The organism is Aquimarina sediminis (genome assembly GCF_002895435.1).
GTDB lineage: Bacteria > Bacteroidota > Bacteroidia > Flavobacteriales > Flavobacteriaceae > Aquimarina > Aquimarina sediminis.
The window spans coordinates 1-23,620 of sequence record NZ_POYJ01000019.1 but is presented as its reverse complement, the minus strand read 5'-3'; the positions used below and the strand labels follow the sequence as shown (position 1 = coordinate 23,620).

Below are 23,620 nucleotides of genomic sequence, written 5' to 3'. Positions count from 1 at the left end.
TGATTGGAGTATGAAAATGATATGGGAATACTATACACCCCACTCACATTTAGATTCAGGTTTCCTGAAAGAAAATAGGTAAACGGCTCTCTGGTTGATTGCCCATCATAATAGATTGCATTTGCTGTCATTCCACCTGTTAAATTGAATAGTTTTGCCTTTCCTATTTGACTCAAATTCTGACCAAATGCGATTGTAATGAAGAAAAATAAAAAGGTTTGTAAGAGTAATTTGGGAACCAAATAATGATATTTTCGAAGTAATCTGAATGATGTTGGTTATCAAATCACTTTCTGATTCATAGTATGTTTTTGATACTTAAATAGTAATCTCTGGTTCTATACATATTATAAATCCTGACATGATATGGGCTAAGGGGTTTTTTAAAGTATTCATATTTTTGGGTATTCGATTAGGTTTACGTTTTCAAACTCATGGTTGGATAATAAAAATCACCCAACTTTTATCAACAACATCCTATTGACTAATAATGAGCATATTACTTTATGACTATCAGTTTTTACTGAGTTCGTTTTATATATTAACTGAACTAAGACTAGGGTGACTTGTATTTTTTTTGATTTTGGTTTTTGTTATTTTTTGCCTTATTGGTATTGCTATCTTTTTTTTTGATGTACTCTCATCATAGCGTTTCGACCTATTTTTGTTACCATTGGTTTGTACAGTTATCTTTCTATCTATGTGCGAGAGTTTTATTACAGTATCCTGAAAAACATTACACTTATCAAAATCGGATTCTTCTGATGTAATTAAAGTTTGTATCTCACCCGAACACACGATATTTGGAGCAGTAAGGTTTATTTCATCAAGTTTTAGTTTTTTATTACTTGTATATACAGGATAAATACTGTTTATTCTTAATGTTTCTATTTCTTCCGAATTTTGATCTGTAATAAGATCTTCTATAACCAAAATAGAATTAGCGTTATTTAAAATGCAATCAATTAAGAGACCTATAGCACAAATAATACTTCCTATATTCAATAATTTAAAAACATTTATCATTACCGTTGTATAGCTTTACTAATTTGATAGTGTAAAACTAATTTTCTCTATAATTGTTTCTAAATTAATATGGTGTAGTACACTATTTACTTGGTGAATGAACTACCAAAAAGGGTAAAGCTATTATGCCTTTATTTACTGAAGAATTGCGCAAAACTTAATAACAAACCGGTGTTAAAACACACGTATAAAGCACGTTAACCGTCAATTACATACGTATAATCCATCTTATTTTTGATTAAAAAGACGAATTGAATCATCAATTTGAATATGGAGATTGGGAGTCTCTATTTATACCGATTTAAATTGATTTCGACAAGCTCAATCTGACAATAGTATAATTAGTATAACACAAAAATCACATCTGGTCTTTCTGTTTTTTAATTAGACTTTCTCGAATGCTAGGGAAATGCTTTACCGAGATAACTGTATTTATAATGACCAATGGGTTGTATTTCTTTGGTGTTGATAACTCGAGCTGATAAAATGATCCTTAGAATTGATCCCGAAGTGGTTCGAGCTGATAAGATCAAGGTTTGAGCCACCTACTTAGGTAGTTCAAGCCGATAAAATCACGCTTCGAGTTGATCTCGAGGTGCTTCGAACCACCTGCATAGGTGGTTCGAGTTGATAAATTATCAAAATGAAGCATGAATGTATCAAATATATTCGATAAAAGATCAGCTCGAAGTGATACTTTATCAAAAATATTCGTCAAATTATCAGCTCGAAGCGTGATTTTATCAGCTCGAACCACCTCAGGATCAAAAAGAATCCTCACAATATGGGGAGTACCCCTTATGAGGAAGGGGTAGTACCTATACTTTTCGGGTTATCGATATCATTATGTCAAAGTGTATAATACTCCTATATCTCTTATTGGATAATCAGTTTTCTTACCTGGCTTGCTGATGATGTTTCTAATAAGATAAAATATATTCCTGATGGTAACGAGGACATATCATAATCAAATGTATACGTTTCTTTATCATCACCTTTTCGAGAATCAATTAAGGTATTATTTACAATATTATATACCTTAAGACTGATGCTTTCTGGTTTAGATAAGTTTACTTCGACATTAAATCTTCCTGTACTGGTTGGGTTAGGATATACCAGATAATCGATAAAGCTTTGTATCTCTGCCTCATTTTCTTCTCCTCCTTCTCTTTCAAATTCTTCTTCGAGGACAATAACTTTTTTGATAGAAACGGCTGTACACAACCCTAGGTAGGTTTTCATAGTTATCTCATATTCGCCAGGGGTTTCAAATATTACCTCAGCATAATTATCATCTTCATATGTTATCACTGCTTCTTCAGGAAGTATCCAATCCACACTATCTGGTATTGGATCACTATTATCTACTACCACAAATTTTTCTCCTGCAAATACTTGTGTAGAAGTAATAAACTGAGCCGTAATAACATCGGTAACCTTATCTATAAATATACTGTCTGATGCTATACACCCTTTACTATCTGTAACTACTACTTCGTAAATCCCAGGTTCGCTTATTTCGATTATAGCTTCTGTACTACTATATCCACTTGTAGAAGACCATAAATAGACCGCATTAGGATCTGCTATTGTTGCATTCAACACCATACTTTGATCCTTGCATAGTGTCGTATCCTCTCCTAGATCAACAATTAGTTCTTCGGGGCTTCCTACACTAATTTCTCTCGTAATTTGGCACCCTTTACTATCTGTAATAATTACCGTATAATTACCAGAACAGATATTTGTCAAATCTTCCTGAATAGCACCATTGCTCCATTGATAATTATATGGAGGTGTCCCACCCTCGGTCTCAATTGAAATTGTTCCATCACAGCCATTATAACAGGTCGGAATGGTTAAGGTTTGTGTCATATTCAATGCTCTGGGAGCATTTACCGTTACTTGATCACTAATACGACAACCTCGTGCATCTGTTATTTCTACGCTATATGTACCTGCTACAACATTAACTAATCTATCACTAGTCACGCCAGTATTCCACAAATATGTATATGGTCCGGTTCCTCCACTAATTTCTGAAATTATTGTCCAATCGTTGCCATCTCCACAAGCAACATAATCCGTATTAAATAGTAACTCTACCGGGGCTGGTTGCTCTAATTCATAGAGAGGGCTAGTTGCTGTTGCTCCTGCGGCATCAGACACAATCACATAATAATTGCCTCCTCCGATATTTTCTAACAAGAAGTTATCCGATCCTATTTGGGTATTTGTATCTGCACTAAACCATTGATAGTTGTACTGTTTAGTACTATTAAAAGGTCTTCCTCCTTTTGCAATAGCACTAATACTTCCTGACGATGTATCACCATAACACGATATAACATTAACCGGAAGAATTGTCACTTCTAGTGCGGGTGGTTCAAACAAATCTACATCAGGTATATCCAATATACAGCCATTGGCATCAGTTATTATAAGAGAATAATTCTCTGTGCCGATATTGTCAAGAACATTAGTTGTTGAGCTTTGTAATACATTGTTAAAATCTCTCCATTCATATCGATACGGAAGCGTTCCTCCGGCGATAGTAACAGTTATGCTTCCATCCCGAGCTCCATTTGAAGAAGGGTATAATCTAATAATATCTCCATCCACAAATAATGCAGGAGGTTGTTGTACTGTTATTGTTTTTGTAAAAATACACTGGTTAGCATCCTTTACCTCTACAGTATAGTTTCCGGCAATTAAACCTGTTAGGTCTTCTGTTGTTTCTCCATTACTCCATAGATATGTGTAAGGTGCTACACCTCCCTGAATGGTTATATCTATTACTCCGTTATTATCTCCTGCACATTGTAGGTTTGTAACAGTTTCAGATGCACTTATTTCTGTAGGCTCTACTACATTGTAAGTATTGCTATCGGTATTTCCATTTCTATCAGTAACGACAACTGTATATGTCCCTGCCAAAAGTGTGGTTGGTGTATTTGGAGTTGTAAACAATATAGTACTGGGATTTGCTTGTTCATACCACTGATACGTATAATCTCCTACACCCCCTGAGGTAATAGTCGACAAGGGCACTACTGTTTCTTCTCCAAAGCATTGAATTCCCTGAGCAGGTGTTAGTGGTTCGATCTGCACAATTAACTCATCAGGTTCATTAACCTCTCGTGTCATAGAAGTTGAGCATCCATTATTATCAACGATAGAGAGTTGATAGTTTCCTTTTCTTAAGTTTGATATGTCCTGACTTGAGGCAGTATACGAAGGGTCATCCAAGTTAGTCCAGCTATATATGTATGGTCTTGTACCTCCTGTAACATCAATACTAATGCTACCATTACGAGTTTGATATCCCGTAAGGTGAGTTACCACAATATTTGATATTTCTAATGGAGCATCAGGTTGCTGTATTATTACCGCCTGATTAAGAGAGGTGGTACACAGATTATCATCAATTACAACAACTTCATATGTTCCTGCTGTTACATCCTGAAGATCCTCTGATGTAGCTGTAAAACCTGGATCTCCTACTTTGGTCCATCTAAATGTATAGGGTAAATATGCTCCAGTACTTCCATCTCGTGGGCCTCCGGTTACAGTAATATCTATAGCTCCTGTAGCTTCTCCATAACAAAGAACATCTATAGGTGTATTGGCAAGTGTAACATTTAATTCTTCTGGCTGAGTTAGTATAAGAGTTCTCTCGGCGGTTGCTCCTTGAGAATCATTGACTACGACCTTATATGTTCCTATACCCAAATCCTGAATACGATCCAGAGAAAAATCCGTATTTAGCGGAAAATCTCCAGCATTTTCAACTCTATACCATCTATACTCAAAATCTGCTGGTGTTGATTCGATAGGGTATCCTCCTGAAACCGTTGCCAAAAGCTCTCCCAATGTATCACCATAGCACAAAATAGGATTTGTTATACTTATTTGTACCTCGATAGGAAGCGGTTCTCTCACTTCAAAAGTTCTTTCAACTACACAATTGTTAGTATCGGTTACTGAAACCGTATATATCCCAAATGACAAATTATTGATATCCCTATTGGTACTACTAAAAGTAGCATCTCCTTGCTTAGCCCATAAAAAACCATAGATCCCAACACCTCCGGCAACATCAATTGAGATACTTCCGTTAGTACCTCCTGTTGTGGTAACATCTTCCAAAGCAATTTCAGTAATTACTATCTCTGTTGGTTGCGTCAAAGTTACTGGTACCGGAGTACTAATTTCACACCCATTAGCATCTCTTAACCAAACTTCGTAGCTACCAGCCACCAAACCTTCTATTGTAAAGTTAGTAAGGGTATTTTCTGAGAGGTATGTTTGTTTGTTATCAATAGAAAAAGAATACGGTCTGGTTCCTCCTTGAGGAGTTAAAACTATTGTACCTGTATTTTCATTATAGCACAAAATATTTGTTCCTGAAGCTGATAAATTCAAAGCAGCCGGTTCACTAAATACTATAGAAGCATCTTTAAAAGTATACCCATCTTCGACATGTACTCTATAGTTTCCTACAGTTGTATTTGCTAGTGTACCAGATGTTGCTCCACTAATAAGTGTACCATCTTTATACCATTGATACGTATAATTTGTAGATCCTCCTGAAACCGAAGCGGATAAAGTTCCCGTTTCATTATAGCAAGGAATAGGAACAGTTTCTACAATTGAAACAAGCAATTCATCTGGTTCTGTGATTTCTATCGGTACAGATCTCACCAAACAATTATTTCTATCTCTAACTACCGCTACATATATTCCTGCAATCAGGTTTGAAATAGAAGTCCCTATATTTGAGATAGGCGCTCCATTTCTTTCCCAGGTAATCGTATACCCTGGGTTTCCTCCTACCACATCAATCTCTATTGCTCCCTGATTATCGCCAAAAACATTGTTATGGTTTATATTTATTGGTGCTATTCTAATTTCGCTAGGTTGACTTATATATTGTGTACTAGAAATATCAGACAAACAAGTTGCTGTATTTCTATCTCTTACTCTAAAACGATATCCTGAAGTAGTATTTGCATTAAGTGCAAATATGTTACTATTTTGCCAAACGGAATTTGTCCCTGTCCATATTGCATATTGATATGCGCCAGATGCACCTCCTGCTGCGGTAATGGTAACAGTAGCCTGATCTCCATAACAATTTATAGGCTGAATGTTTATATCAGTAATCGTAATTGGTAATGGAACATTATCAAAGCGTATGTTTGTTTGTTCTGCCCTACCGGATCTGGTATCGGTAACTATCACCTCATAATCTCCTTGATTTCCTGTAATTGAAGTTCCTGTTCCATAGTTAAGGTTATTCTTTCTCCATGTGATTGAATACGGAGGGTATCCCCCACTTAGATTAACTAATGTAAATCTTCCGTCATCGGCATCAGAACAACTTGGATCTTGCTTTTGCACAGTAAAAGAGATTGGTAAAGGATCAGTAAGCACTGGTAAATCAATTTCTACCGTACATCCAGAACTGTTATCGGTATATCTGATTTTATGGTTCCCCGCTGGTAGACCATCAATATCAAAGCCATTGGCATATGCGGTATACGTTACCGTATTTGTAGTAGAACCATTGATAAGCACAGTAGCATTATAATAGGCTCCACTACCACCAGTAAATGGGGTTCCTCCGCTTACACTATTGACAACAATTCTTCCATCGGATGCTCCGGGGGATCCCGGATTAGTAATTGTTCCCAATTGGTGTGTGATTTCAATTGCCGGATCAATAGTGACATTTCTTACTATTGTATTTCCACTATCATCTTTTGCCAGACACTGATTCGCTTTTTTTCTAACCTGAATATTATATGTTTGGGGAGATAACCCTGTTACCTCAACCCGGGGAGCTCTAAAGGTTGTCCAGCTTGTCCCATTATTAAACGAATATTCATAGTCTCCGGCTCCTCCGGATGTAATAGCTATTTGGAGCTTTCCGTCATTTGTACCAAAACAAGTCTGATCCCCTGTGTTTTCTGCAGTAAAGTTTACAGGAGCTGGAGCTGTTATTCCGAAGAAATAATTAAACAGTTTGCAAAACGGTATAGCCGTTCCATTATCTGCTATTCTATGTCCTGATATTTGGATCGCATATTCTCCTTCATCTACGGCACCATCCCATGTATAACTATTAGTTGAAGAATTATAATTTGGTAAATTAGTGATATCAATATTATTACCACTAGGAATACTATATACAGAATTTACCAACGCCAAGTACTCATTTTCTGTCATTGCTTCTTGTGCTGGTGTTTTTATATTTGGTAATGGTGTCTGTCCTCTGGTTAATTTTTTTAAACTGATGTTTAATTTTTCATCAGCGAGAATTGTACGATCAAATGTAATTGTAAATTCTGCATCATTTTCATACGAACAACTTGGCTGTACTACATTAGGAGCAGTTGAAATTGAAGGAGCAGAAGGTATAAATTGAATAGTAACCTGATTTGTTCTTGCATTGTAAGCGTTACAACTTGGGCTCATTCTTATGTCAATATTCTTATTTACCGCACTTTTCTGATCAGTTGTACTTGAGTATAAATCACTAAGTTTTAAATCAATATTGGATTGCCCTACTTTATTAGAAATAGGTCTCCACACGGGTACTTGTATTGTTCTGGGACCGGTATAATTATTTAACTCTCTCTGAGCTTCCATCCATGCCATAAATTGAGGTTCGCATCGATCCGGATCTCCTGTTTGCCTCACACAAGCTCTATAACTTCCCTCTGCACCTGCTTCTGCATTTATCAATGCCTGATAATCAGGATGGTTTTGAGTTTCGGTATTTACATTATCCAAAAACTCCCAAGTGTACACATCATTAGTGGGTGTAAATCCAGGGGTAGCTGTAATACCAATAGATCCATCTTCACATCCAGAATAAATACTAGATACCGGGGCTCCATCACTAAAAGTCAGGTCTATTTTGGGTACTATCGATATGGTTACCCATCCATTAATATCATCCCGATATACCTCTGTATTATTATAATACCTATAGAAACAGGGAGAACTTACATTCACCGTTTTTTCTGCTACCCTAGAGCTTCTACACCCAGTAAGACTATTTCTTCGAGATACTGTACGGAATCTCACCCCTACTAATCTTCTTGATACATTAAAATCCTGAGAAAAGGTATATGGTCTATTTCTAAATTGCCCTCCATCCTGTCTAAACAAATCAACAATGCTTCCATCAGAAAAGTATAGCTTGATCCATTTTAAACCATTATTATTAGACCCACAACTTGAAGGTCCAGAACCTATATATCCATTTGCAGTAATCGTATATGTCTGGGCATATGTGCCAAATGAAACCAATAATATTATAAAAATAAGTACTATCCTCTTCATATCTTTTCTTTAGTATTCGACTTCTATCTTTTTAATTGGAGATTTTGCTCTAGAGCCAAATACGGCTTGTAACAAATAGGTGTATTTGGTATTTACAATCAACTGCTTGTCTGTAAATCGACTTTGACTCTTATCAAACACTTTGTATAGTGTAGGTTGTTTTCCTTCTTCAGCCTTATACAACAAAAATTCCATAACTCCACTAGGTTTATATTTCCAGGTCAAAGCAATTTTCTTTTCTTCTCGATTTACTATTGCAGTAAACCTGTCGATCTCTGGTTTTGGTTTATTATCGGGTAGGCTGATCGTTAGTGGAGTCACTGGTTCTGATTCTAATCCAGACTCATCCATAGTAACCAAAGTATATAGATAGGTTATTCCAGGTTGTGCAGTGATATCTGAAAACTCATCTTGGGGATAATCAGCTTCTGTTATCAACTGCCAGGGGTCCTCTTTTCCTTTTTCTTTTCTATATACTAAGGTCTTTATGGCATCAATACTACTACTTCTAATCCAGTATAATTTTACTACTCCCTGATCCGCTTTAAAAGATTTGAAAACAGGTTTTGTTGGGGGAACTATATCTGGTTTTTTAAGCATCAGTACTTCTGAAAAATCAGAGGGGTTATATCGTTTATCGAATGCTTGTACTTTGTAATAAATCTTGCCATTAAGTGTTTTAATATTAATGGTGTCTGTAATTTTACTATCGGGTATGGTTCTAAAAGTAATTTGAGTGTATTCTTCGTTCTCTATATTAGCCCTAAAAACACGATAGCCTAAAAAATCTGCCTCAGTATTGGCAGTCCAATTGAGCTGGACGACTCCTGTAGAATCAATTACTCCAGTTAGTCCAAGGGGAGCCACAGGAGGTGTATCATCGATCGGCTGTACCATCTGTGGAAAAGAAACGCGTTTTGTACCGTCAACTCCAACTGCTGTTATGGTAAAATAATTTATAGTATTCAGATTCTTGAATTCAAACTGTCTGGTGTCTTTGGAGATATTAGGCACCACTACCTGATAGTTCTCTTTAATTTGATCTGATCTGTTTAACTCAAAATAAGCGATAGATGCTAATCCCTCTTCAGGGAACTCCCAGCTTATTATTGCACTACTGTTATCATCCATCAATCTGGCTTCGGTAATAGCAGGGTTATGTTGTAATGCTTTTACTCCTTTTGTCTTCACTACATTTGATGCAGGACCCACCTCCCCAAAGGGTGATACTCCTTTTATACGGTAATGGTATTCTTTATTGTTTTGTGATAGACTATCGATATAAAACATACGATCTGAAGGATTCTTCTTGCGGTCGTTTAGGTTTACAACAGGGGTATCACTTAGTGGTTTGTAGGTACTCCCATTATCCTCGGATCGCTCTATGATATAGTTGGTATACTCTCGTTTTAGCAAAGTAAAATTCCAGCTTAGCATGATATTCTTATCTCCAGAGATCCCAACAAAATCTTGTGGCTCGGGTAATGGGCGATAATCACTTAATCCAAGGTATACCCCACCGAATTTAACTTCCATCTTTTCCTGAGGGATGGCTGTATATACCTTATACAAATATCGCTCACCCGGTTTTACATCTGTATCGACATAAGCTAATCCGGCATACTTTGCTACCTCATAATCCTGATCTGATGCAAATAGGGTAAAAGAAAAACGTTGCTCCAGGGCTTTTGCCTGATTAACGATACTCATAATATCATTGCCTCCTTCTTCTAAGGATACATTAAAATCCTCGCCATAAATGGCTTGGGCTGCAATAGCAGCATTATCATTGTTTGTCACAAAATCCTCCCAATCCATCATCGGTCTGGGAACTATAGGATTTGAAGTAAGTTTTTTGATAATAGGTTCTTTTACTATTTCATCGCCTATAGCAATGGTTCTTCTCTCAATGATGTATCCGTAGGTATTGGCATGTTTCCAACCCAAGGGGGTATTGGCTGACCATCGAAGCATGATGGCATCTTTGGTAGCAGTACCGATAACCTTTACTGCTGGCTCTTCATCTCCTATAGGGTCTTGCGCTCTTCCCTGAAAAGGAAGTAAAAAAACAACCAATCCTACTGCATATATGTATGTTAGTAATTTATTCATTATTCGTAGATAGGATTGGTATATTTTATAGTATCATCACCTCCATTAGTTACCTGTCCTGGTAGCACATACTGAAGTTTGGTTTTGTATTTACCTTTTCGCATTAGCGGAAAAGGATCTATAATTAATTTCTTGTATTGGGGCATAGTCTCCCAAGGTAGATTAGAACTCACTAATTGGTATCGTAAGTCTTCATAATCCTGGTGATAGTAATGTGTTAGATTATAACGATACGGATTATACAAACTGGTTTCTCCAGAGTAATCATTTTCTAAATAGGTAAGATACCATGACATAGGCTCTACTCCTTCTACCGGGGGAACACTTACCTCATCGGTATCTCTACTAACTGAGATTATACCTTCTATTGGATAATTCTGGTATAGCAATGGATAGATTTCATTTTGGTAGTATGAATTATCCATAATCGCTCTGGCTACGATAAGGGGTTTGTTACCAGAATATTTATTACCTACAAGTTCTACTATATCAAAAGGTTCTAATGGATCAATCGCGGTTAATAACGTAAGACCATAGGGATAGGTAACATGTTCATACAAATCCTTGTTACCATTCATGGCATTCATCTTTTTATCAAAAGTGGTGTATTGACTTGTTTCAAAATCAAAGGTCAATAATTCTCTCTCCTCTCCTTTTATGATTACTTCTTCTGCTGTTCTTGATTTTATCTCTACCTCATTACCTGATTCATCACCACCAATGTTTTGTGTGGTATAGCTCTCTGTTACATTATCAGAACTATTACTTTCTTCTGGCACCAATTTAATTTTTACATTATAATTGGTTTGTGTAGCAATTTCTTCAGGGATATTGAATGTAACTTGTTTTTTTGCTGAGCTATATCCAAAATTCTTATTCATTATTGTTCCTGTAGCAGTACTCATGGTCATTGTTTTATCCCATGTTGGCACTGCTTCAAACAGATAGGACTGTCCTCTTTTTAGATTAATATACCCTTTGTTATACTCTTTGGTAAAAAAGTTCTTTTGGTTTACTGTGGGGTACATAAAAGCTATATTGCTCATAGGGATAGTCTCTGGAGCTTCTCCTGTTGTAAAATTAACTTCTTTGGACTCTATGGATACTTTACCATCATCTGTTATAGTTTCCCATTTTCCTCCTACATATTCTTCAAAATGTAATTGTACATAGGCTTTAAGACTTGTATTAGGGGGTAATATCTCATGAGAATAGAAAGTGGCTACATCATTGTTATTATTCCATTCGATTTTACCAGCTATGGGCTGCCCGTCTTTTGTGACTTCAAATTTATCCATGAGAATACGATACTTACGGTCTCCGGTATCATCTGGTAATTCGAATACTTTATTGATTTGTAAATTAAAGGGAACTTGCGGAGCTGCAAATACATCTACATCTGTTTCACCTTCTTTTGGTGACATATTACCAATTACTACAATCCCATCTAAAGCACTACCTCCTACAATTTCACATTTATCGCCTAGTTCTACTTTAAATCTAAAACGTCCTTTTATTAATCCTCCCAGGAGATTATAACTTCCTCCCAGATATCCTCTTAACCAAACAGGATTTGGTAACCTTGATTGCATAAGCAAGGCTCCTCCTCCAGCAAAAATTGTTATTTTCTTCTTTCTTCCGAATAGTTTAAATTTTAGACCTACTTCGCCTTGTAGATAAGCATAAGATTGCCCATTGGCATACCAGCCATTTAACCCTATCTGTTCTGAACTTCCTTTACAGTGCGCATCGCCATAATCTTTGAGCATAATATCAAAGCCGATTCCTGCATCAAAACGCGCATAAAAAATAAGGAAACGCAGATCTCCCGTACTCATACTCCAATTAGCACCAAAAGCCATTCCTTTACCGGCTTCTAGCATATTAAGGTCTCTGGTATAATCTAGTTCTGAAACGTCTACACCCAGTATATTTGCCACAATATCTGGTGGTGGAGGGCTTCCGGGGATATTATCTCCAGTCATAAAATAACTTTCGCTTCTTAGCTTCAATATTCCTAAATCAAGGGCTACTCCAAGAGGATCATTAGGGGTACCTACCAAAATATGCCATTCGTCTGGACCTACATAAAAATCCATCCATCCGGCACGGCCATTTGGCCCCACTCCTTTAAGCACACCAAAATTAACATACAACTCTGATGTAGAGTGAAAGACGTCATTTACAAAATCAAAACCAATATAAACATCTGCACTAATGGCTGCGGTTGGACTTTGTGCAGGAATATCTAATCCTTCTGCCAAATATCCTAACTGATCTGTTATCTGTTCATAATAATCTATTGGTAAGTCTGCTAATAGCTCTCCATGCCCTTTAAAATAAATTTCTTGCAATCCTCCAGATCTCAAAAATGCCATTCCAAATTCTACGGTAGCATGAAACAATTCTTCTGAGTTTTGCGTAATAATCCCAACAGAAGCTTTCATCCCAAAACCATTCTGGCTATAAGGCTCATAGATAACTCCGGAAAGAGATGCTCCAATTTGATTATAAGCTGCATTGGTCTGGTTAGTCACTCCTGCCATCTTCATTCGATTATAGAAACCTCCTCCAAATTTGTTTAGTGCAAACCCAGGATAGATTGGAATTCCCTGCGGTAAGGTTACGCTGGCATCTGCAAACCAATATCTAAAATCCGGTGTCCGCCCAAACAATGCTTTTGCTTCTACCTCCAGACTCATACCTGTAGTAAACTTGGCACCTACTGCTCCGGCAAATCCGGTTCCATAAGTTTCGTCATCTTCAAAAATAAAGATGGCTCCTTTTAGCTCCATCCCAGCAACTTGCATCTGGACAAAAATTCTTTCCAGATCAATTCCGTCATATTTCCAGTGATCTCGACCATCGCTTTGATCCAAAACACCTTTGATGGCTAGTTTGGCTCCTCCTCCATTTCCTCCATCTCCTTCAGATGTTAGGTTGATATTAAAATCAAAAACAAGTTCTGCTTTGTTATCTGATGGTGTTCTTAAGCCAATTTCATTAACCGTCAAAGGAAAATTTGCAAGTTTCATCTCTCCGCGATATCCAAAATAGGCTACAGAAAACTTTGGAGATTCTGTTTGCAGTACCATTTCTTCGAATACTATCCCTTTAAAATCAACGGTATTATCCTGAGAACCAGAAGAAGCATTTTTATCTTTATCCAATCCTGATATTATACTAACCGATCCGTTAAGACTTGCTTTGGGTCTAAATTTATCATCCTTGACCTTCATTTCTATATAAGAGTCTTTGGTCAAAGTAACATTAGCACTCCATACATCAAAGCTTATATCTTTGGTACTCTCTACTCTAAGGCTATATTCATCGGGTTGAATGATAGCGGTATACTTTACCTTATCTACTTCAGATACAGGTAATACAATTTCTCCGGCAAACTCTCCTGCTTTTAATTTGTTTACTTCTATGTCTAGTAAAAAATGATCTAATGAAAAATCCCAACCTGAAGCCGATCCCTCATCTAGTGTAAATATGTTATTCCCTGTAAATTTACCGGTAACTCCTTGCCCATCTATAATCAAATCGGTAGCTCCAAAAGCTATACGCTTATCGTTATTCTTTTTTTCAAAGGCTTTAGGTAGTACGACCTCCAGTGTATTGATATACACACCCCTCCATAGATTAGGATTCTCACTATAGTACTTACTCAAGTAATCTCCCGGCATTGCTTCATCGTTGCGCAAGTCGCTAAAATCAAATACAGCTGTATTTAGTCTAAAAGTAGTTCCTTCTAATCCCGTGATCCCAAACTCAGGTAAAGAAATATTAACGACCATATCATTCCAGTCACTAGCGACAATCTTAAAATCACTTTCTACATATCCTGTCTTCTTTTTACCATCTTTATCTACAGGAAATAGTAATCCATCGGTAAATTTAATATTGGCATCTATTCCGAATTCTTTAAATCCAAAACAATCTATGGTTGCATAGGTTCCGGGTTCGTTAAAACTTCCTTTGAGCGTAAGCAGTATTGCTCCACTATTAATATTAGTAGTAAATTGTGAAATCAAATTTAGTTTGGCATCTCCTATTATTCCTCCTTCATGAGAAAGTTTGATATTTGATGCTCCCAAAATCAATACATTATTTTCTTCTTTTGTAGTCGTAGTTGTACCGTCTGATGTGGTGGTTGAAGTAGTAGTGGTTCTAGGCAGTTCTACTCTAAGAAAAACGGTAAGTTCTGTATATGTTGGTTTGAAAACGGTTTTTCCTATTCCAACAGTATAGGTAACATTACTAATGGTTACTGGTTTAATAGCCACTGGTAACTCGTTTAATTTCTCATTAGTAAGTTCTTCTATATAATTTTTTGTCTCATCTAATGTTTTAAATACATTATGAGCCATATCATGCCATTTTTTATCCTGAGTGGCATTATCTCCATTAAACTGAAACCCTTCTTTTGTATCTAATCCAAATGGTTCTTTTTCTAAAACTACAGGGGTATCAAATTGTTCAAGAGATTTAAAATTCCTGAATGCCTTTACGGATTTTGCAGGTACAATTTTGTGATTAGAAATAGTAGCACCTTTAACCAGAGTATCCTTTTCAGATTCTGTTTTCTCTTCTTTTGTATGATTAGCCTCATTACTTGCTGAGTAGAGATTGTCTTTTGCTAATAAATTCGTAGTAAATAAACAAAGACATATTGCGAATTGTATTACTTTATTCATAGGCCGGGGCAAAATTATCTTAACAACAGTGTGAAATTGGTGTTTCTATTATAGTTTTTATTTTTTCAAACCACTTCGCATAAACTTGATGTTTTTAACTTATTCATTAACATCTTGCAAGTTTATTAATAATATTAACAAAAAATATCACGGTTTTCAGGGGTTTTACTATAGTATCTAATAGTCGTTTCTATAAGTTTTATAATTGTTTTACATAAATCATAAACTTGTAGACGCTGTATTTGGAAATAAAATAAGTTCTGGGTTTTCTTTTATTTTATTAACTAGGCTAGCTAATTCATAGCCAAAATTTACTTCTTCCCAATTCTCTATCATATCAAATGGTAATAAAACCGCCTCATGTTCATTTCTATATTCAACTTTTATCAAACTCTCATCTTTGTCAAATACTTCAAAAGAGCTGAGTTCTTCTTTTGACCAATTCACACAGCATTCTATATGTATGGTTTCTGTTATTTCTACCAGATTATCTTTCAAAAGGAGAAAGTTCTTATTATCCAAGCTTAATATGGCGTATAATGAATCCTCAAAAATATCATATATGCCATACACATTTTCTACTCCTCTATCATCCGATAGCGTTTGTTCATTCTCAACAATAATCTCTTTCAATATTTCGAAATAGATTACCTTATTTGTATTTAAAAATCTGTTTAACTGTTTCATGTGTTTACTATATTGTTTTGGATGTCACATGGAACTCACCAAATAATCATTCTTATGCGTATCAAAAATTCTTGTTATGGCTCGTTTCATATCTATTTCATTCTATATTTATAAAGGATTTGTACAAAGGCATCAAACTCTTCTGCACTCACTTTGCCTTGGTTTTTTGCATTTTCGAAGAAATTATAAAAATTATCCCCTAATTGATGTTTTGTAGCCCCAGAAGTTTTTGATGCTCCATTTGCAATAGCCTCATATATCTCATCGAGTTGAGCTGGAGTTGCAGTATTTACATCAATACCTTTCTTATTCGCGATTGAATTAAATAATCCATCAAAAGTCGCTCCCCATTTATCTCCTTTACCTGTCTGGGTATACGTGATATCATTTCTTTTAAATATCCATTCCAGGAAATCATCTGGTGTTATATGTTTATATTCAATGGTTAGCGATCTTCTTCTCTCAAAAACTATGTTAGCCACTTCTTCAATGGTTTTCCCTTCACTTAAGAGTCTAGTTTTTTCGTTGGCTAGACCAGTTACTAATCCATCATATTCATTTCTTAAATTACTTTTGCTTATGGAGTTTCTTAAAACTTCAAGATCTGTACTTCGTACATTATTTTTCCATGCATCAAATAAATCTTCATCTTTTATTTTCTTTAAAACATCATCTGTAACATTTGCAAAATCTTCAACAAACTGAGGTTTTAGGATATCATCTAGTTCCTCAAAGTTTTTTTGCAGATCAGGAAATTGTTTTAATCTAGCCAACATATCTTCTACACTAGATGGTCTAAAACCAATTTCAACATCTCCTTTCTTCAAAATGTCAACTCCTTCATAATTGCCAACTACCTTGGCTCCATCCGTCTCATTTAAAAATTTATTCTTAACTATTTTATCATCAACAACTCTGGCTATTTCTGCCTTGGTTCCATCTACAGCAGATATTACTTTAACCTCTCCTTTTTTTATTCCGCTAAAGGTAACCGGCCAACCCGAATCAAATATTTTATCAACCTTATCCAACCCATTAATAAGCTTTTTCTTACTGGCTGGGCTACCTTCGGCTAGTAATTTTCTAAGACCATCGAATGAGGTTGCATTTTGGTATTCAAAACGAGAGCTTATTCTCGTCAAGATTTCTATATTTTCAGGTTTGGTACGTAGTGTTGTAAAATCTTGGAGTACCTCCCAGGTTTTTATATAGTTTTCTCTTTGGATGATAGAAGCATTTTCAAAAAGAGTCTCTAATTCTTTACTTTTAGCAAGGTCTGCTTTTAACTCATCCGGAAGTTTGTCTCTCCATCTTAACTGCTCTAATTCATCAATATGTTTCGTTATTCTATTTTTTATACCTCCTGATTCTGCTTGAGACCTTGCTCTTCTAAGGTAATAGATCAAAAATCTATCGGCGGCATCATCATTTGCCAAAATCATTTTCTTTTCTATAGGCAAATTATCGAGCTCATCTAGGACACCCCCAACAGGAGGTGGAGTAGGACTATTATCAATTTCACTATAAACATCACTTAATTTTGCCGATCCATTATTACCAAATCGAATAATCCCGTCAATTCCTAATCGAAGGACACTATATATCAATGTGGTATTACCAATTTCTTGAGCTGTTTTGGGGTCAATAATATCTGTATCACTCAATGCCGTAACGCCCAAACTGGCCATATCTGCTCCAATATCTAATACTGCAACAGCTTTTCGGATACCATTAGCCGTTGAAGCCAAAGTTCCGACACCAGAAACAAGGCTAACTGCATCGAACGTAGCAATGATACCAGTAGCTATTGTCTGATTCTCGGCAGAAACGTCTGCAAACATAAGTACTATCGCCGGCATTATTGAGCTTGCAATTTTTTTGTCGGCTTCTTTTACTACATCTATATTTGATTTATTAATAAAATACACAAAATCAAAAGGCTTTAAAGACTCTTTTGTTTGAAATATTTCTTCTGGAAAAGACAAGCCTCTCTTTTTTTGCTGAACCCCAACAAAAGTACCTTGATCCGAATCGTAATCTACATCTATATCATAATACGCTTCGCTCCATTCCTGAAACATCTCTGTATATTTGAGCATATTAAATGGTTGACTGTCAATAAAACCAATTGCAGCTCTTTTTATAACGTTTTGGTATTCTAATATAAATGCTCTTTCATCTATATTATCTACCATAGCCTTCATCCTTTCTTCATGAATTCCGGTTGCATTTAGGGCTAATACAGCAAAAGCCTGAATAAGACGTACTCTATTATTATCTCCACTAATAAACCCAAATATTTTATCATCTACCTGAGTAAAAATCTGTTTGTATAAATACTCATCTGTATCATAACTATTTCTAGCTTCAAGACCAAGAATAACTTCTGAAGCTATTTTAGGGTCTACATTTTCAATTAATCTTAATATAGCCCCTTCTCGATTTTTGGATATATCGCTCCTTTCAAAAATTCCCTCATGAGCCATTTTTGATAATATCCTGATGATGTGTATCGACTCTAACCCCTGAATATCTGCTGTAGTAGCAAAGTTTAAAGACTTCACTAAAATTTCAACATTTATTGTATCTACAAAATCAGCATTATCTCTAATTTTTGCAATAACATCTAATGTCGACTCCATCTCTTTATCAACAGTATCTTCTAAAAAAGAAATGTATTCGCGAAGAAATTGAATTTTATTATCTGGTTTCTGCTTTCCTGGTTTATCACTACATGAGTAGTATTCTTCTAACTCTTCGCCTAGCGTAATTAAAGTACAATCACAATATTCATCAGATAAATAGCGAATGAATTTGTATGTCCTGGCTTCGGGGTATGCTGATAAGTTACACACATCATTTTCCTTCCATTTATCAAAGAAATCACTTGTTATATAATCTACCTGAACAGGGAATGCTGCTTTTAGTTCTGCAATTTTATTACGAATAAAAATATCTGGTCTATCAATATTTTCAGAATACGAACCTAGTGCCCATTTTGCAATTTCACTACTTACAATATTTTCATTTGATCCTAAACTAGTATAATTAGGTAGTTTTTCGGAGAATACAATCCCGCCACTTTTGGGTGCCGGAAATTCTGAAGCCCTTTTCAACCTATTATTTGTGGTACTATCATATGTTGGCAAAGGAGTTGCATACGAATTCCATAGACGTGCTAACACAAAATCTCTACCATCATAAGACATGATTGTTGGAGTTGTATTACTCCAACTATCTGTTTTATATTCTGTATTATTAAATTTAACTGGGTTATCGCCAATGGAATAATACCCTAGTAAATCTGCTGAATCATCATCCAAAAACTGAATTCGGGCTTCATATTTTTTATCTCCGATTTTAAAGCTTTTGAGTGTTCCCGGAGTAAAATTCATAAATTGCCTGAAGTCTCCTTGTACCGATTCGCCATAGTATCCATAATAAAACTCTACATCTGCTACATCTTCTGGTAAAATAATTAATTCTGCCGATGGAGTAATAAATGTATAGGTATCGGCTCCAATATCTTTTAATATCCCTGTATCTTTAAAGTATGAGCTTATGGTAACACTTTCACCATCTTCATCTCCCTGAAACCAGTATAACTTGAATCCCGGGGCATAGATATTTTCCCAATCCATATGATTAAAGATGGATCCATCATTATAATCCATTAAGAAGTCGGTAGCTTTTTCAGAAGTTCCGTACTCACTAAATGGATGTTTCAATCCAAAAACCCCATGCCCTAATTCGTGGGCAGCTGTTACGGCATCATCTTTAGCACCTTGGAATATGTATCCAAACTGGCTTTTAAGCGGCATAAACCCACCTAACTCTTCTTTGGTTACAGAGTTTACTCCTTTAATATCGGTTACAAAAATGTAATAGGCTTCATCTTTATGATTACTATTGGCTTTGAAATACGTATTAATGGCTGCCTCTTCTGGGCTGTACTCTGCCAAAACACCACTATCTCCAGCATTGATTTCATTATAAGGTTCTTCTAAATCCCATACACTATTCGGAATCTGTAACCGTTCTCCTATTTCTATATTAAAATTAACTCCGACTTTGCTATAAATCTCTTTTATTCTCGTTTCAACAGTTCTGCTTATTGTTGCATTATTTACTGGTATAAGCACTATATTAATATCACTAAACTCTTGACTCCCGAGATGTATCAGATTAAGAACTCCGGCTATAGTATGTTTTCCTCCTTCTTCTTTGGGTTTTACGGTAGCCAAAACTTTTGTTTTAGCATAATCGAATGACTTTTTTAGAGTAAGGGTAGCTACATTTCCATTCCATGTTGCAGGAATTAACACACCGCTTTTTGTTTTAAAAATGATATCTTCTGTGGTAACAGAACTATCTTTAAAATCAGCTTCTGCAAGAATAATATCATTACCATTTAGATTAGATATCGCTTTAAAAGGAGGTCTATATATTCCTCCTTCCTTTTTTGGAATAGAAGGGTACAAACTTTCTTTACCTAGCACATCTTCTGTTCCTTCTGGCAATTCATCATAATAATAATATCCCGATTTTTTAAAAGTTACCAGTACATCTGTAGCAGAAATTTGTATAATATCATCTCCTGTTATTCCTTCTGTATTACCATCAGTAGAAGCACCTTCTTCTGCAATTTCTCCATAATCCTGAACACCACCCTGCTCATTTACGGTCCAAACTTTACCATTACTATCAACGATCTCAATATCACGCCCACCAGATATAAGTGCTTCTTCACCATTTGTTCCTGTAATAATAATCGCTCCATGTTCATCTACCGTTATACTTTCTATCTGAAAACCAACTTGTACCTGACTAGTTTCTCCTTCATCCCCACTTATGATCTCAGCGATATCGGTATTGAGATCTACGGTCATTGTTTCTCCTTCGCCATACTCTGGATCATAAAGAGTTACTATCTCACCTTCTGCCAACTGGCTATCTGTATTGATCAGTATATTATCGAACTTTACTCCAAAATGAGTAAATCTTAAATAAGGAATACCAACATATCCTCTTCCTGTAATCCTTCCATTAGATTGGCTTTCTATCTCTACAACAGTTACCATAAAGTCTCCTGCCGTTATGCGACTTCCGACCTGTAGTCCTGGATGCGGTTCTCGATTAGTAATAGCCATAGCATCAGGTACAATACCGCAATTGTAATTGGCAGTTACATCTTGTGCTGTTTCTGTAGTTACTTCCTGCACATCAGAATAAGGTCCATATTGATACTTACATTTCCCTTTTACTTTATACTCGTAAGTGGTTCCCGGTTTGAGATTCCATATTGTTGCCCAACCACTATTGGTGCGCATAGTAAACCAATATGCATTGGGTTTATTGGCTTCTCTATAGGCAATAGTATATTCATGATATACTGAAGGATCTTCATCCCAAAAAACATTAATTTTTGATATTCCCTTCGGCTCTGCATATACATTAAGAGGAACATCACATGGCGATGTTCTGGAGAACCAAAAGACTTCGCTTTTCCCTTCATTTCTAAACAGACCAATCTCTTCGGCACCTTGCAGGGCTTTTGCCTGTACTTGCCAGGCATATCTCTTTTCTGGTAGTAATAACGGTTGAGAGGGACCGTAGACAAACGAAGTTGATCTGGTTGTCGTTTCAAAAATAGGGGGAAGTGATAAAAAAGCTGTTTGTGGATCTACAGTATCATCCCAAATTTCTACAATACTAAGTTTATATTCTACATTACTTACATTAATATGTCTTGGTGTCCACTGAAAAACAATATTCTCAATCTCTGTCGGTTCAATATTCACTCCTTTAAGAGGAAGATTTAATATCGGAGGTTCATTTTTAAATATATAAACACTTGTACAGGTCTTTGACGAGAATCGATTTCCGGTAGAGAAGTCAAAAACCTCGAAACAGAATTGATAACTTCCTTCTGGTATGGTACGCCCATAGATATTTGAACTTATCCCTTCTATATTTTGAAGCTCAAAATACGGAGCCAGCTCTACATTTGTAAGCACCCTCGGAGTACCTCCATCAATAAATAAAGAAGGAGCTCCTACAACTACATCCCTGCTCTGAAAAGCAATTCCATTACCTTCAAAATGAACTTTTAAGCGTATTTGCTCATTAGTAATTGTAATATCATTAAGCAATAATTGCACACGCAAAGGGCTATTAATTGTCGTTGCATCTGCATAGTTAAAAAAATTCACCGGAGCGGGTGCATTAACCTGCGGAACAACAATTACCGGAAATCGTTGCGCAATAGCTTGACTAGAACTATAAAGTATAATAAACAGCGTAAAAATCAGTTTCTTCATAGGTTAGTTTTTTTCGATATATCTTAAATCAAATGTATCGGGGTTTGTATAATTAAGAGATTTTTTAAGGTAGAAATCGATGATCTGAGTAATCATATACAGTTTGAGTTTTTGATCATCTTCTTTCTTATCGACCATACGGAATATGTTATCTTTTTCTTCCTCCATGACCTCTTTTAGATATTTATCAGGGTTTTCTACTTTACTTATGGTAGAATAACTTTTTATGATTGGAAGTGTCCAACGATGTCCTATCAATCTGGCTAGAGCGTTTGTAGAATTTTGTTGAAGCTCTGCATATCTATTTTTTAACTCTGGTGCTGCCACTTCTTGTTCTTCTTTTGTTTTACCGTGTAAACTATGGTTATCGACGGCTATTTTTGCTTTTACAAAGGCTTTTTCGAATGCATAATCCAAACGCAACATATCTCTTCTTAGCTCTACAAGCATATCAAAGACAAGCTGGTTATAGCCTGCAAGAAAATCCTCATAACTGTATAGCTCTTTTAAAAAGATAATGGCTTTTGACTTATACTTATCTGCTTTTCTTTCGTCTGCCACTTCCAGACGTAATGATGTAAGTTCTCCCTTTTTATACTCAGGGATATGATCAAAATGTACATGGTTTTGAACTTCTTTTAACTTCACATCGATCTCATCCATAGTACCTTGATATAATGAATCCCTATATCTAAACTGAAGCACTTCTTCCCCTTTGCGCTTCTTATCCTTTCTTATTTTCTCTTTCTTTTTACCTCTCTTCTTTTTAGGGAATTTTAGCTTAGGATTAAACTTGTCGAAGGTATAATTATATCCAAATGTTGCTGTAAAATCTCTATTACCAGATGTTGTTGTATTCCTAAACTGTGTTAGTAGGTTAAGATTAAAATTGTGTTTCTTCTGGTAGGTATAATTACCTCCAAGCCTTATGTTGGTCACATCTCCTTGCTTTTCTCCATTACTATTACTTTGATTATAGCTTATCGAACCTGTAGTTCTCAACTTTTTATCAAAATACTTCTTACCTACAGTTATCATAGGACCATAGGTTAAGCTATTATCTACACCAATGGTACTGTAACTTACATTTACAGCAGCCGAAATATTAAGATCTGATTCTGGGTATCCTATTGTATATGATGTGTTACCATTGTAAAAATTAGAATCTCCATTTTCTACTGTACGACCATCTTGCCTGTTTTCGGCATTTTGAAAAGACAATGCGATATTGAGATTTTGTTTCTTGGCTTCTGTATCTTTTAAAATGTAATTGACATTAAGATTTGCATTTTGAGAAATTTGTTGGAAGTTTAAGGTATCCAGGTTGTCTCCCTGAGAAACTTCATTGATGTAATCAAACTGATTCTTGATATTGGTAAACGACTGAAAATTAGAATATCCCCCTGTAATATTTAATTTCTC

Annotated in this window: 6 protein-coding genes and 2 pseudogenes; all 8 read right to left on the bottom strand. The window is 35.7% G+C overall.

The annotated features are described in order from the left end of the window. A pseudogene (locus tag C1X07_RS24830) lies at positions 1-242 on the bottom strand (hypothetical protein); the annotation flags it as partial. A 292-nt stretch (positions 243-534) separates the two neighbouring features. Then, the gene (locus tag C1X07_RS24345; protein ID WP_103072667.1) at positions 535-1,026 is read right to left on the bottom strand and encodes a hypothetical protein; all 492 of its coding nucleotides are present in this window, start codon (positions 1,024-1,026) and stop codon (positions 535-537) included. An 876-nt stretch (positions 1,027-1,902) separates the two neighbouring features. After that, a complete protein-coding gene (locus C1X07_RS24340) occupies positions 1,903-8,379 on the bottom strand; it encodes a T9SS type A sorting domain-containing protein (protein WP_103072666.1) in 6,477 nt (2,158 codons plus the stop codon). Positions 8,380-8,388: 9 nt separating this feature from the next. Then, positions 8,389-10,491, bottom strand: coding sequence for a fibronectin type III domain-containing protein (locus tag C1X07_RS24335; RefSeq protein ID WP_103072665.1), 2,103 nt, complete (start codon positions 10,489-10,491; stop codon positions 8,389-8,391). Continuing rightward, a complete protein-coding gene (locus C1X07_RS24330; protein ID WP_103072664.1) occupies positions 10,491-15,191 on the bottom strand; it encodes a hypothetical protein in 4,701 nt (1,566 codons plus the stop codon). The genes C1X07_RS24335 and C1X07_RS24330 overlap by 1 nt, the downstream gene beginning before the upstream one ends. A gap of 219 nt (positions 15,192-15,410) precedes the next feature. Continuing rightward, positions 15,411-15,878 carry a hypothetical protein gene (locus C1X07_RS24325; RefSeq protein ID WP_103072663.1) on the bottom strand — a complete coding sequence of 156 codons (468 nt, stop codon included), beginning with the start codon at positions 15,876-15,878 and terminating at the stop codon, positions 15,411-15,413. Positions 15,879-15,970: 92 nt separating this feature from the next. After that, complete coding sequence (locus C1X07_RS24320) at positions 15,971-22,198, bottom strand: fibronectin type III domain-containing protein (RefSeq protein ID WP_103072662.1); 6,228 nt, start codon at positions 22,196-22,198, stop codon at positions 15,971-15,973. A 3-nt stretch (positions 22,199-22,201) separates the two neighbouring features. After that, positions 22,202-23,620: pseudogene (locus tag C1X07_RS25185) on the bottom strand (hypothetical protein); the annotation flags it as partial.